The organism is Rhodococcus sp. DMU1 (assembly GCF_012272955.1).
Taxonomy (GTDB): Bacteria; Actinomycetota; Actinomycetes; order Mycobacteriales; family Mycobacteriaceae; genus Rhodococcus; species Rhodococcus aetherivorans.
In genome coordinates, this window is record NZ_CP050952.1 from 2,706,366 (window position 1) to 2,719,821 (window position 13,456).

Genomic DNA, 13,456 nt, shown 5'->3' on the forward strand with positions numbered 1-13,456 from the left:
CGCCAGCGGGCCGGCCGATGCCGCAGCCGGTGAGCCGGCCGATGCCGCCGCCCGCGCACAGGCGGAGAAGGAGGCCGCCCGCGAGCGCGCACTCGCTGTCGCCCGCAACTACCCCAAGCACTGGGTGGCGGACGTCCTCGCCGCCGACGGCAAGGCCGTGCACCTGCGGCCCATCGTCCCCGAGGACGCGGACCTGCTCGTGGACTTCCACAGCAAACTCTCCGAGCGCACCCGCTATCTCCGCTACTTCGGCCCCTACCCGACGATGTCGAAACGGGACCTGTTCAACTTCACCGTCGTCGACCACCACCGGCGGGTCGCGTTCGTGGCCCTGCTCGGCGGGGAGATCATCGCGGTCGGCCGCTACGAGGGTCTGCCCGAGGGCGACGGCCTGTCCGCCGAGGTCGCATTCACCGTCGCCGACGCGCACCAGGGCCGCGGCCTCGGTCCGATCCTGCTCGAGCACCTCGCCGGGGCCGCCGCCGAGAACGGCCTCCACACCTTCGTCGCGGAGGTGCTGGCCGAGAACCGCAACATGGTGACCGTGTTCCGGGAGGCCGGCTACCAGGTCAGCCGCAGTTTCGAGGGCGGCGTGGTGCGACTCGAGTTCGCCATCGACCCCACCGAGGCGCTGGTGTCGGTGCGCAACGCCCGCGAACGCGCCGCCGAGGCCCGCAGCGTCCGCAACCTGCTCAGCCCGGGCAGTGCCGCCGTCATCGGCGCGTCCACCGACAGCCGCAAGGTCGGCAACGCGGTCCTGGTCAACATGCTGCGCAGCGGCTTCACCGGCCCGGTCTATCCGGTCAACGCCGAGCACCGCTCGGTGCGTGGCGTGCGGGCCTATCCGACCGTCCGTGACATCCCCGACGACATCGACCTCGCGATCGCGGCGGTCCCGGCCGACGCCATCGACGCGGTGCTCGACGACTGCCTCGCCAAGGGCGTCAAGGCGTTGCTCGTCGTGTCGTCCGGCTTCGGCGAGACCGGTCCGGAGGGCCGGGTCGCGGAACGCCGCCTCGCCCACGCGGCCCGGGCGCACGGCATGCGGCTGATCGGGCCGAACGCGCTCGGCGTCGCCAACAACGATCCGGAGATCCGCCTCAACGCCACCCTCGCGCCCGTGCTGCCCGCGGCCGGCAACGTCGGCTTCTTCTGCCAGTCCGGCGCGCTGGGCATCGCGATCCTCGACGAGGCGGCCAAGACCGGCGTCGGCCTGTCCTCGTTCGTCTCTGCCGGCAACCGCGCCGACCTGTCGGGCAACGACCTGCTGCAGTACTGGGACACCGATCCGGCCACCGAGGTGGTGCTGCTGTATCTCGAGAGCTTCGGCAATCCGCGCAAGTTCTCGCGTATCGCGCGGCGCGTGGCCCGCAGCAAGCCGATCGTCGCCGTCAAGAGCGGCCGCCACGCCGTGCCCCCGGTCCTCGCGGCCCGCACGGGGGAGATGGACGACACCATCGTGCGGGACCTGTTCGAGCAGGCCGGCGTCGTGCAGGTGGGTTCGATCGCGCAGTTGTTCGACTCCGCCCTGTTGTTCGGCTACCAGCCGCTGCCCGCCGGCCCCCGCGTCGCGGTGGTGGGCAACTCCACGGCCCTCGGCGTGCTCGCCGTCGACGCCGCCCGCAGCGAGGGCCTGCACGTCGGTGAACCCGTCGATCTGGGGGCGGCGGCCTCGCCGGAACAGTTCGCGGCAGCCGTCGCCCACGCGCTCGAGGCGGCCGATGTCGACGCGGTGATCGCGGTGTTCGTGCCCCCGGTCGCCGTGACGGTCGAGCCGTACGCGCAGGCCCTGCGCGACGCCGTCGCCGGCACCGACAAGCCGGTGCTGACGACGTTCCTCGCCACCGAGGGCCTGCCCGACGTGCTCGCCGTGCGCGGACCGGACGGCCACCCCACCCGGGGTTCGGTGCCGTCGTATCCGGGGCCCGAGCGGGCGGCGCTCGCGCTGGCCCGGGCGTGGCGGTACGCCAAGTGGCGCAGCCGTCCGGCGTCCCAGGTCGTCCGTCCGGCGGGTATCGAAGCCGACAAGGCCCGCACCCTGGTCGAAGGGTGGCTGGCGACGTCGCCGGACGGACGCTGGCTCTCGGACACCGAGGCGGCGCTGCTGCTCGCGTGCTACGGCGTGCACATCGCCGAGTTCCGGGCGGTGACCACGGCCGACGAGGCCGTCACCGCCGCGGAGGAGATCGGGTTCCCCGTCGCGGTGAAGGCGACCGGCGCCCACTGGCGGCACCGGCCGGACCTGAGCGGGGTGCGGCTGGATCTGCTCGGGCCCGAGGCGGTGCGGATCGCGTACCGTGACCTCGCCGCGGTCTCCGGGGAGCCGTTGCTGCACGTGCAGAAGATGGCCACCAAGGGCATCGGTTGCGTCGTGCAGGTGCAGGACGACCCGTCGTTCGGGTCGCTGATCTCGTTCGGTCTCGCCGGGGTCATCTCCGACCTGCTCGGCGACCGCGCTTTCCGGGTCCTGCCGGTCACCGAGGACGAGGCGGTCGAGCTGATAGACGCACCCAAGGCGGCGCCGCTGCTGTCCGGCTACCGCAACACCGAGCCGGTCAGCAAGGCCGCGCTCGTCGACCTGGTCCAGCGCATCTCCGCTCTCGCCGACGATCTGCCGGAGGTGCGGGAGATCGCGTGCGAACCGGTCCTCGCGTCTCCCACGGGCGCGGAGATCACCGACGCGCACCTGCGGATCGGCCCCGAGCCGCACCCCCTAGACCTCGGCCCCCGCCGGCTGCGCTGACCTCGGCCCCCGCCGGCTGCGCTGACCTCGGCCCCCGCCGGCTGCGCTGACGGCCGCGGCGGTCCGCGGACGCGAAGATCCCCGAGAACCCAGCCCGGTTCTCGGGGATCGTCCGGCCGACTGCCCGGTCAGCTGGCGTAGGCGCGGAGGCGTTCGGCGCGGTCGCCCTCGCGGAGCTTGCCCATCACTTCCCGCTCGATCTGGCGGACCCGCTCACGGGAGAGGCCGAACAGCTTGCCGATCTGGTCGAGGGTGCGGGGCTGGCCGTCGTCGAGGCCGTAGCGCAGCCGGATCACCTGCTGTTCGCGCTCGTCCAGGGTGGCCAGGACGCTGCGCACGTCGCTGTGCAGCAACCCGGCGATCACCGCGTTCTCCGCGGACGTCGCCTCGGCATCCTCGATGAAGTCGCCGAGCGGGGCCTCCTCGTCGTTGCCGACCGGCATGTCCAGGCTCACCGGGTCGCGGCTGTGGTCCAGCAGGTCGCCGATCTTCTCGACCGGGATACCGGACTCCGCGGACAGTTCCTCGTCGGTCGCCTCCCGGCCGAGCTGCTGATGCAGTTCCCGCTTGATCCGGGCCAGCTTGTTGACCTGCTCGACGAGGTGGACGGGGAGCCGGATCGTGCGGCTCTGGTCGGCCATGCCGCGGGTGATGGCCTGCCGGATCCACCAGGTGGCGTAGGTCGAGAACTTGAAGCCCTTGGCGTAGTCGAACTTCTCCATGGCGCGGATCAGGCCGAGGTTGCCCTCCTGGATCAGGTCCAGCAGGGGCATGCCGCGGCCGGTGTAGCGCTTGGCCAGGGACACGACCAGACGCAGATTCGCCTCGAGCAGGTGACTGCGGGCGGCCTGACCGTCACGCACGACGATCGCCAGGTCGCGCTTCTTCGCGGCGGTGAGCCGCTTCTTGGTCTCCAGCAGATGCTGGGCGTACAGGCCGGCCTCGATCCGCTTGGCCAGTTCCACCTCGTCCGCAGCGCTCAGCAGGGCCGTGCGGCCGATCCCGTTCAGATAGACGCGGACCAGGTCCGCGGCCGGGCTCTGGCTGTCGAGGTCGGAATCGACGCGGGCGGTGGTATCGGGGCGTGCCATGACGTGCCTCCTCATCGGTGGTGTCTCGATGCGTTCAACGCGCAGGACCCCTGGGAAAGTTCCCGGAGTTCCTCCGTGGGAACCGCCCTGACCTGCGTATATGGCGAACAGGTCCTGAGAAGTTGCTGAGAACACACCACCGGGGGAACCGGCGGGTAACTTTCCGGCCCGCCGGGCCGCCCTACCGGACGGGTTCGACGAGTCCGTGCCGGACGAGCGCCTGCACCAGGGGGACCGCCTGCCCGGCCAGCGCCTGCTCGTCCTCGTCGTGCGCGGCGGCGAGCAGCGCCACCAGCTCCGACAGCGGCAGGCCGTCGGCCCGCATCCCCGCCAGCAGGGCCGCTGCGGGATCGTCCACCTCGTGCTGCCAGTTCGGGCCGCCGCCGCGGTGCACGCGCGTCACCACCTGCCGCCAGCCGTCCGCACCCGGCAGGTACACGCGCTCCAGGGCGGTGTCGGGCCGGACGACGAACCGCGCCTCGAGGACATCGTGGTCGCGCAACCACGCCAGCCGCTCGAAGTAGCCGACGGCCTCCGCCCCGAGCGGGTCGGTGAAGCCGTGCCGCAGGTCCTCGGCGAGCACGTCGCTGGGCGCGTCGGTGCGCCGCAGGTAGACGAACCCGAAGCCGATGCCCTCGACCCGGTGCCGCTCGAAGTGGTCCAGCCAGGCCTCGGCGCGCGCCGCCACCGCCGGATCCCGCGGGTCGGCGTCGCCGTCACGCAGCCACGTCCCCACGTAGAGGGCCGGGTCGGCGACGTCGCGCTGCACGATCCACGCATCGACCCCGTGGGCGGGCAGCCAGGAGGCGATCCGGCGTCGCCAGTCCTCGTCCTCGACGTGCACCCACGAGGCCAGCATCGCCGCGGTCCCACCCGGGTTCAGGTGCTCGGCGGCGCGGGAGACCATCAGCTCGCTCGCGCCGTCGAGGTCCAGGCCCGAGTCCCGGTAGGTGTGCTCGACCCGTCCGGTGCTCACCACGAACGGCGGGTTCGCGATGATCCGGTCGAAGCGGCGGCCGGCCACCGGCTCGAACCACGATCCCTCGAGCAGTTCGACCTCGACCTCGTTGAGCGCGGCCGTGGCGGCGGCCAGATCCAGTGCCCGCGGGTTGACGTCGGTGGCGGTGACGGTGCCGGCGAAGTCGGTGGCGCGCACGGCCTGTACGCCGCAGCCGGTGCCCAGGTCCAGCACCGAGCCGACCGGGTCGGTGGGCATGGCCTGCAGCAGCGACAGCGAGGCGTGCCCGACCCCGAGCACGTGGTCCTCGCGGGTGGGCCGGGGGCGCATCGCCCCGTCGAGGTCCGACAGCATCCAGCGGGTGCCGGTGCCGGCGTCGAGCGGTCGCAGATCCAGCGCCGCGCGCACGCCGTCGCCGTCGCGTTCGAGCAGCCCGGCCGCGATCGCCGTCGCCACGTCGACCGGGGCGAGCGCCGCGGCCACCTCCGCAGCAGGCAGCGTGTCGCACACCAGGAACAGGCGCACGAGGGTGCCGAGATCACCACCGCCCGTCGCGGCCCGCCGCACCGGCACGGGCTCGCCCCGGCCGAGCGCGGCGTGCGCGTCGGGGCCGAGCAGCTCGAGCAGCGTGTCGGTGTCGAACCGGGCGCGCGTCAGCGCCGTGCGCAACGGGGGGCAGATCGAAAGCAGCAGGTCGCGGTCCACCCCCGCATTCTGGCAGCACCCCGAGGCCGCGTCGCCGGGGACCGGGGAGCCGGGTCAGCCCTCGATGATGCGGGGCTGCGGGCCCTCCAGGGCGGTGGTCCCGTCCCCGCGGCCGTCCCAGCGGCTGGGCTCGTCCTTCGACCGCGGTGGCCGATCGTTGGCGATGAGCACCGCCACCCACGGCAACGGGACGGACAGGGCGAGGATGCCCACCGAGAGCCAGGGATTGGCGAACGCCGCGTACGCGAGGGCGGCGAGGATCATGGCGGGGATGCGGAAGGACATGAGCGTGAGGTACTTGCGGACCCGCGCACGGTGCTGGTCCTCCAGCGACAACGCCGCCTCGGTGATCAGAACCGGTTTCTCGGGTGACCCGTCGTCGTAGTCCCCATTGAAACCCGGAGTTCTCGACATCCCTCTACTGTCCCACTCGCGCGCGCGGAATGCACATGCGCATCTGCACCGGGCGTGCGGCATCATGTAACGGTGAGCACCGACATCAAGGAACGGCCGGATACCACCACCGACGAAACCACCGACGACGACACTCCCAAGTTCTTCCACTACGTCAAGAAGGACAAGATCGCCGAGAGCGCGGTCATGGGCACCCACGTCGTCGCGCTGTGCGGCGAGGTCTTCCCGGTGACGCGCTCCCCGAAACCGGGGTCACCGGTGTGCCCGGAGTGCAAGAAGGTCTACGAGGGCCTGCGCAGGGGCGACTGATCGACGGTCTCGTCCGGAGCCGCCGGGACGTGTTCGCCGGCGGCCTTCTCCGCTGCGCGCGGGTGCGGAGCGTCCACGGGGCACGACTCCGGTTCCCGCTGGTCCGGCCGCATGATGTCCGGTAGCCGGATCGGGATCGGCGCCGTCCCGAGCCGCCGGGTCAGGCCGGTCACCGCGGCCGCCGCCGGCGAGGGCGCCGCGGCGGCCCGTTCGGCCAGCCACCGGCGCATCTGCTCGATGCGGGTCTCGCGGGCGGGCCAGAACTCCTGCACGGTCGCGTTGAACTCGGCACCCAGCACGACGGCGAAGCCGAGGAAGAAGGTGAACAGCAGGAACGCGATCGGGGTGGCGAGCGCGCCGTAGGTGTAGCCGGTCCCGGAGACCCACCGCAGATACCAGCGCAGTCCCGCGCTCGACGCCATGAAGAACGTGCCCGCGAGGATCGCGCCGCCCAGCAGCCGATGCCACGGCAGCGATCTCGGCAGCGCCACCTTGTACAGCGTCGTCAGGCCCACGAGCAGCAGCAGTCCCACGCCGGGGTAGTAGAACGTGTCCAGCAGCCGGGTGCCGAGGTCGTACCACGCCGCCGGCAGCGCGCGTCCGATCATGGTCGGCCCGAGCGCGACGAGTGGCAGCGTGAACACCGCCAGCACGAGGAACACCACGTACAGCAGCAGCGCGAAGAACCGCTGCCAGACGGGATGCCGGTGATCGTGCTGGTCGTGTGCCTCGTCGATCGAGTCCACGAACGTCGAGATCGCCGACGAACCCGCCCAGAGCGACAGCAGGAACCCGAGGGACATCACGTCGGCGCGTCCCCGCAGCAGCACGTCCTGCACCGTGGGCCCGATGATGTCGTCGACGACGCTCTCGCTGAACATCGTGCGGCTGAACGTGACGATCTTGGACTGGATGATCTCCACCGTGTCCGGCCCGAACCACCCGGCCACGTACCCGAGACTGCCCAGCAGGCCCAGCAGCAGCGGGGGCAGCGACAGCGTCTGCCAGAAGGCGGCGGCTGCGGCCTTGCTGAAGATGGAGTCGTCCCACGCCTTGGTCGCCGTGCGGGCGATCACCTGTAGGCCGCGATGCACCGGCCGCCGTCGCGGGCTCGATGCGGCGGTGGATCCGGCCGGTGGGGATATCTCGCTCATGGGTACTTCCAGCATTCCTGACGACACGCCGCGGTGCGCGGCGGCGGGCCGACGGGACCGCGAATTCTGTCATGATCGTCTCCTGTCGCCCGCGTCACGGACGGCGGTTCGGATGCGGGCCGGGCTCGCGGGCCGGGATAGGCTGCTCGACGGCCGTCGCCCGCCCGGCGACCGCACGGCGGTGCCCGTTCGCCGCCCGGCGACGTCGCCGTAGAGCGAAACCACCTGCACGACCGGAGAAGGAGCACGAGTAGCCGGTGAGCACCGAGACCCTCGGAACAGCGTCCTCCGCCCCCGCCGGACAGCTGCGCGCCTGGCAGCGCCGGGCCCTCACGAAGTACCTCGCGACGGGTCCGCGGGATTTCCTCGCCGTCGCGACCCCGGGCGCCGGTAAGACCACGTTCGCGCTGCGCGTCGCGAGCGAGCTGCTGCGCGACCGCACCGTCGACCAGGTGACGGTCGTCGCCCCGACCGAGCATCTCAAACACCAGTGGGCCGCCTCGGCCGCCCGCTCCGGCATCGCGCTGGACTCGAACTTCACCAACTCCACGGGCCAGATGTCGAGCGACTTCCACGGCGTCGTGGTGACCTATGCACAGGTCGCCTCGCATCCGTTCAAGCATCGGGTCCGCACCGAGGCGCGCCGCACCCTGGTGATCCTCGACGAGATCCACCACGGCGGCGACGCCAAGAGCTGGGGGGAGGGCATCCGGGAGGCGTTCGGCGACGCCACCCGCCGCCTCGCCCTGACCGGAACACCGTTCCGCAGCGACGACAGCGCCATCCCGTTCGTGGTGTACGAACCGAACGCCGACGGTCTCATGCAGTCCAGGGCCGACCACGCGTACGGCTACGCCGACGCGCTCGCCGACGGCGTCGTGCGCCCGGTGGTGTTCCTCGCCTACTCCGGTGAAGCCCGGTGGCGCAACAGCGCGGGGGAGGAGTACTCGGCGCGGCTCGGCGAGCCGCTCAGCGCCGAGCAGACCGCCCGGGCGTGGCGGACCGCGCTCGATCCCGCCGGCGACTGGATCCCGGCCGTCCTCACCGCCGCCAACACGCGGCTCGAGCAGCTGCGCCAGGGCGGGATGCCCGACGCGGGCGGATTGGTCATCGCCAGCGACCAGACGGTGGCCCGCGCGTATGCCAGGATCCTCGAGCAGCTCACCGGCGAGGCGCCCGCACTCGTCCTGTCCGACGACCCGACGGCCTCCGGGCGCATCTCGGAGTTCGATGCGAGCACCCAGCGCTGGATGGTGGCGGTGCGAATGGTGTCCGAAGGCGTCGACGTGCCGCGGCTCGCGGTGGGCGTGTACGCCACCAGCGCGTCGACGCCGCTGTTCTTCGCCCAGGCCATCGGCCGGTTCGTGCGATCGCGCCGCAAGGGCGAGACCGCGAGCGTGTTCCTGCCGTCCGTGCCGGTGCTGCTCGATCTCGCCAGCCAGCTCGAGGCCCAACGGGACCACGTGCTCGGCAAGCCCCACCGCGAGAAGGAGGGCTTCGACGACGACCTGCTCGCCGACGCCAACCGGCGCAAGGACGAACCCGGCGAGGAGGAGAAGGCCTTCACCGCGCTCGGCGCCGACGCCGAGCTCGACCAGGTGATCTACGACGGCTCCTCGTTCGGCACGGCGACGTTCGCCGGCAGCGAGGAGGAAGCCGACTACCTGGGGCTTCCCGGGCTGCTCGACGCCGAACAGATGCGGGCGCTGCTGCGCCGCCGCCAGCAGGAGCAGCTGGACAAGCCGGCCTCCCCGCCCACCCCCGTCCCGCCGCCGCAGGTGGCCGAGCGGGTGGCGACCGCCGACTCGCTGGCCCGGCTGCGCAAGGAACTGAACTCGCTCGTCGCCATGCACCACCACCGCACCGGCAAGCCGCACGGGGTCATCCACGGGGAGCTGCGGCGGCAGTGCGGCGGCCCGCCGACCGCGATCGCCACGGCCGAGCAGCTGGGCGACCGCATCGCCCTGCTGCGTCAGTGGTGAGCCGGCCGACGGTGAACCGGCCGACGGCACACTCCCGGAACGGCGAAACGGGCGACCACTCGCGGTGGTCGCCCGTTTCGGGTCGGGTCTCGGAGTCGGTCGGCTCCGGAACGGTGGATCAGACGGCGGCTTCGGCGTCGGACTCGGTCACGATCGTGGCGCCGAGTTCACGCAGCCGGTCGGTGTGCTCCTTGGCGTGGTGGCCGCAGAAGAGCAGCTCGCCACCGGTGGCAAGGACGGCACGGACGCGAGCGGCTGCACTGCACCGATCGCAGCGGTCTGCGGCGGTCAACTTCGGGCTGGTCAACGTTCCGGGCATGACTCCTCCAAACTGGCCACCACTGTCGTCGGTTGCCTGGGGTCTGGTCCGCCGCACCGGGCCGGCGCGGTGGATCTACTGTGTCAGACGATTCCCGTTCATGCGTTGTTCCAATCCTCCGGAAATGGTGTCGCGTTTCACCCCGGAACCGGCCGAATGCCGACGACGTGCGGTTTCGCGGCTGGGGGTGTTCGCTCACAGCGCAGAGCCCTCGGCGCCGTCGCGGGCCCGGAACGGTCGTCGAGAGGGGTCGCGGTGACGGATCGGCTGGTACACATCTGCGCGCGGGCCGACTGGGAGCGGGCGCAGCGCAGCGGGACGTTGACCCCCGAGTCGCTCGCCGCGCAGGGGTTCGTGCACCTGTCGACCCCGGAACAGGTGCACCTGCCGGCGAACCGGTTGTTCGCCGGCCGCACGGACCTGGTGCTGTTGCACATCGACCCGGCCCGGCTCGCGGACGAGGTGCGGTTCGAGCCGGGCGTGCCGGGCGATCCGGCGGGGATGGCGTTCCCGCACCTCTACGGCCCCCTCCCTGTCGCCGCGGTCACCGCAGTCGTCGACTACCTCCCCGACGAAAACGGACGGTTCGGACATCTCTGACGGTGCGCCGTCACCCGTGTCCGCCGTGAGCCCTACTCTGGCGGCATGAACGTCGAAGTGACGCCGCTTCCCGGGATCGGTGTGCGCAAGGACTTCGAGCTGGCGTCGGGTCGTCGGATCGGGGTCATCACGCATCGGGACGGCCATTCGGACCTGATCATCTCGAAGGCGGACGATCCCGACGCCTGCGCCGCCTCGCTACCGCTGACCGTCGAGGAGGCGGCCACACTGAGCAACCTGCTCGGCGCGCCCCAGCTCGTCGCCCAGCTCCAGGAGGACCACCGGGAGCTGCCCGGGATCATCACCCGGCAGCTGCACATCCACGACGGCTCCCGCTTCGACGGGGCGGTGCTCGGGGACACGGCGATGCGGACCCGCACGGGCGTGTCCGTCGTCGCGGTGATGCGCGCGGGGCAGGTGACGCCGTCACCGGGACCGGACTTCGTGCTCACCGGGGGAGACATCCTCGTCGCCGTCGGCACCGCCGACGGGCTGGACGCCGCGGCCAGGATCCTGCGCAACGGCTGACGGATGAACTCGACCACGCTCGCCCTGATCGAACTGGGGGCGGTGTTCTTCGCCCTGGGGGTGCTCGGACGGGTCGCCGCGCGATTCGCCATGTCGCCGATCCCGTTCTACCTCCTCGGCGGTCTGGCGTTCGGCACCGGCGGCTTCGTCCAGCTCGGCGACATCAGCGAATTCAGTCACGTCGCCAGTGAGATCGGCGTGGTCCTGCTCCTGCTGCTTCTCGGGCTGGAATACACGGCCTCCGAGCTCATGACCGGGCTCAAACGTTCCCGCGCGGCGGGTCTGCTCGATCTCGTGCTCAACGCCGCGCCGGGGGCGGCGATCGCGCTGCTGCTCGGTTGGGGTGCGACGGGGGCGTTCGTCCTCGGGGGCATCACCTACATCTCGTCCTCGGGCATCATCGCCAAGACGCTGACCGACCTCGGCCGTCTGGGTAACCGGGAGACTCCCGTGGTGCTGTCGATCCTCGTCTTCGAGGACCTCGCGATGGCGGTGTACCTGCCGATCCTGACCGCGGTGCTCGCCGGGGTCAGCCTGATCGGTGGACTCGAGGCCGTCGCGATCGCCCTGGGCCTGGTCACGATCGTGCTCGTGCTGGTGCTGCGGTACGGGCGTTACGTCTCCGCGGTGCTCGACAGCCCGGACAGCGAGACGCTGCTGCTCAAGCTGCTCGGGGCCGCGCTCCTCGTCGCGGGCGTCAGCTCGGCGATGCAGGTGTCGGCGGCGGTCGGTGCGTTCCTGCTCGGCATCGCGATCTCGGGGTCGACCGCCCACAATGCGGCTCGCGTCCTCGAGCCCCTGCGGGACCTGTTCGCGGCGATCTTCTTCGTGTTCTTCGGCCTCAACACCGATCCGACCGCGATCCCCCCGGTGCTGGGGTGGGCGGTGCTGCTCGCCGTCGTCACGGCGCTGACGAAGATCGCCACCGGCTGGTGGGCGGCCCGCCGGCACGGCATCGGCACCATGGGCCGGGCCCGCGCGGGCGCCGCACTCATCGCCCGCGGCGAGTTCTCCATCGTCATCGCCGGACTGGCCGTCACCTCCGGCCAGGTGGACGCCGAGCTCGCCGCCCTCGCCTCGGCGTACGTGCTGATCACGGCGGTGCTCGGACCCGTCGCGGCACGGATCGTCGAGCCCGTCACCCGCACCGTGGTGCCCCGGCTACGCGAACGGCCGTCGGCTGCGGAGCCGACGGCCGATCGCCGTGAAGCGGAAGAGTTCTAGACGTCGATCCTCAGTCGAGGTAGTCGCGCAGCACCTGCGACCGCGACGGGTGCCGCAGCTTCGACATGGTCTTCGACTCGATCTGCCGGATCCGTTCGCGGGTGACCCCGTAGACCTGCCCGATCTCGTCGAGGGTCCGGGGCTGACCGTCGGTCAGGCCGAACCGCAGCCGGACGACGCCGGCCTCGCGCTCGGACAGGGTCTCGAGCACCGACTGCAGCTGGTCCTGCAGCAGCGTGAACGACACCGCGTCGACGGCGACCACGGCCTCGCTGTCCTCGATGAAGTCGCCGAGCTGGCTGTCGCCCTCGTCGCCGATGGTCTGGTCGAGGGAGATCGGCTCACGCGCGTACTGCTGGATCTCCAGCACCTTCTCCGGCGTGATGTCCATCTCCTTGGCCAGTTCCTCCGGGGTGGGCTCGCGCCCGAGGTCCTGGAGCAGCTCGCGCTGGATGCGGCCGAGCTTGTTGATCACCTCGACCATGTGCACCGGGATGCGGATGGTGCGGGCCTGATCGGCCATCGCGCGGGTGATCGCCTGGCGGATCCACCACGTGGCATACGTGGAGAACTTGTAACCCTTCGTGTAGTCGAACTTCTCCACCGCACGGATCAGACCGAGGTTGCCCTCCTGGATCAGATCCAGGAATGCCATGCCACGGCCGGTGTAGCGCTTGGCGAGCGAGACGACGAGACGCAGGTTGGCCTCGAGCAGGTGGTTCTTGGCGCGGTTGCCGTCGCGGCAGATCCAGTTCAGGTCGCGGCGCTGCGCGACCGGCAGCTTCTCGCCCTTGTCGGCGTACTCCTGCAGCCGGTAGGTGGCGTACAGGCCGGCTTCGATGCGCTTGGCGAGCTCGACCTCCTCCTCGGCGTTGAGCAGCGCGACCTTGCCGATCTGCTTGAGGTAGGCGCGCACCGAGTCGGCGGAGGCGGTCAGCTCGGCGTCCTTGCGGGCCTGCCGCAGCGCCTCCGACTCCTCCTCGTCCCAGACGAAGTCGCCCGACGCCTTGTCCTTGTCGCTGGGCTCGTCGTCGGCTTCCGTCACCTCCACGACCACGTCCTCGGCACCTTCGAGGTCGGCCTCGGCGACGTCGAGATCCTCGAGCTCGGCTTCCTCGCCCTCGAACTCGTCGCCGGCAGGCTTGCCCGCCTTCTTGGCGGCGGCCTTCTTCGCCGTGGTCTTCTTGGCGGCGGCCTTCTTGGCCGGGGCCTTCTTGGCGGCCGCCTTCTTCGCCGGGGCCTTCTTGGCCGCGGCCTTCTTCGCCGGCCGCTTCGTGGCGGGTGCGGTACCGGTCGTGGTATCCGCGGCGTCCGCGGAGGCTGCCGATTCGTTCGGGGAATCAGCCGTGTGGATTTCGGTGGCTGCCACGTACGCCCTTTCGTGACGAGGTAGTGCGGCGTCGCGCCAGAGTGGTTCCGGCGGAGAGGT

Annotated in this window: 12 protein-coding genes; 6 read left to right on the forward strand and 6 right to left on the reverse strand. The window is 71.4% G+C overall.

Annotation, left to right across the window (positions count from 1 at the left end):
• Positions 1-124: 124 nt before the first annotated feature.
• Positions 125-2,743 (forward strand): bifunctional GNAT family N-acetyltransferase/acetate--CoA ligase family protein, encoded by a 2,619-nt coding sequence (locus tag HFP48_RS12700; protein WP_246872566.1) that lies wholly within the window; start codon positions 125-127, stop codon positions 2,741-2,743.
• A 128-nt stretch (positions 2,744-2,871) separates the two neighbouring features.
• Here HFP48_RS12700 and HFP48_RS12705 read toward each other — a convergent pair whose 3' ends face one another.
• The 3 genes from HFP48_RS12705 to HFP48_RS12715 all read right to left on the reverse strand — a co-directional run bounded on the left by HFP48_RS12705 (position 2,872) and on the right by HFP48_RS12715 (position 5,911).
• Positions 2,872-3,834 carry a sigma-70 family RNA polymerase sigma factor gene (locus tag HFP48_RS12705; RefSeq protein WP_006935004.1) on the reverse strand — a complete coding sequence of 321 codons (963 nt, stop codon included), beginning with the start codon at positions 3,832-3,834 and terminating at the stop codon, positions 2,872-2,874.
• A gap of 181 nt (positions 3,835-4,015) precedes the next feature.
• Positions 4,016-5,497 (reverse strand): methyltransferase, encoded by a 1,482-nt coding sequence (locus HFP48_RS12710; protein ID WP_050035133.1) that lies wholly within the window; start codon positions 5,495-5,497, stop codon positions 4,016-4,018.
• Positions 5,498-5,551: 54 nt separating this feature from the next.
• On the reverse strand, positions 5,552-5,911 hold the full coding sequence (locus HFP48_RS12715) for a DUF3099 domain-containing protein (RefSeq protein WP_006935000.1): 360 nt from the start codon (positions 5,909-5,911) through the stop codon (positions 5,552-5,554).
• 72 nt (positions 5,912-5,983) lie between these two features.
• Between HFP48_RS12715 and HFP48_RS12720 the strand changes: the two genes are divergently transcribed.
• Positions 5,984-6,220 carry a DUF3039 domain-containing protein gene (locus HFP48_RS12720; RefSeq protein WP_029543394.1) on the forward strand — a complete coding sequence of 79 codons (237 nt, stop codon included), beginning with the start codon at positions 5,984-5,986 and terminating at the stop codon, positions 6,218-6,220.
• Here the strand turns inward: HFP48_RS12720 and HFP48_RS12725 are convergent.
• Positions 6,193-7,374 (reverse strand): YihY/virulence factor BrkB family protein, encoded by a 1,182-nt coding sequence (locus tag HFP48_RS12725; protein WP_029543396.1) that lies wholly within the window; start codon positions 7,372-7,374, stop codon positions 6,193-6,195. The two genes, HFP48_RS12720 and HFP48_RS12725, sit on opposite strands and share 28 nt — an antisense overlap.
• 257 nt (positions 7,375-7,631) lie before the next feature.
• Here HFP48_RS12725 and HFP48_RS12730 point away from each other — a divergent pair, with 257 nt between their 5' ends.
• Positions 7,632-9,356, forward strand: coding sequence for a DEAD/DEAH box helicase (locus HFP48_RS12730; protein ID WP_168579579.1), 1,725 nt, complete (start codon positions 7,632-7,634; stop codon positions 9,354-9,356).
• Positions 9,357-9,474: 118 nt separating this feature from the next.
• Here the strand turns inward: HFP48_RS12730 and HFP48_RS12735 are convergent, their stop codons facing one another.
• Positions 9,475-9,675 (reverse strand): hypothetical protein, encoded by a 201-nt coding sequence (locus tag HFP48_RS12735; RefSeq protein ID WP_003935586.1) that lies wholly within the window; start codon positions 9,673-9,675, stop codon positions 9,475-9,477.
• 255 nt (positions 9,676-9,930) lie between these two features.
• Between HFP48_RS12735 and HFP48_RS12740 the strand changes: the two genes are divergently transcribed.
• The 3 genes from HFP48_RS12740 to HFP48_RS12750 are packed head-to-tail and all read left to right on the forward strand — an operon-like array spanning position 9,931 to position 12,027.
• Positions 9,931-10,275, forward strand: a complete 345-nt coding sequence (locus tag HFP48_RS12740) for a DUF952 domain-containing protein (protein ID WP_168579580.1) — start codon at positions 9,931-9,933, stop codon at positions 10,273-10,275.
• A gap of 45 nt (positions 10,276-10,320) precedes the next feature.
• On the forward strand, positions 10,321-10,803 hold the full coding sequence (locus HFP48_RS12745) for a cation:proton antiporter regulatory subunit (protein ID WP_029543402.1): 483 nt from the start codon (positions 10,321-10,323) through the stop codon (positions 10,801-10,803).
• 3 nt (positions 10,804-10,806) lie between these two features.
• The gene (locus tag HFP48_RS12750; protein WP_029543404.1) at positions 10,807-12,027 is read left to right on the forward strand and encodes a cation:proton antiporter; all 1,221 of its coding nucleotides are present in this window, start codon (positions 10,807-10,809) and stop codon (positions 12,025-12,027) included.
• 10 nt (positions 12,028-12,037) lie between these two features.
• On the opposite strand, the gene HFP48_RS12755 is transcribed toward HFP48_RS12750, so the two are convergent.
• A complete protein-coding gene (locus HFP48_RS12755) occupies positions 12,038-13,396 on the reverse strand; it encodes an RNA polymerase sigma factor (RefSeq protein WP_006938149.1) in 1,359 nt (452 codons plus the stop codon).
• Positions 13,397-13,456: the final 60 nt, after the last annotated feature.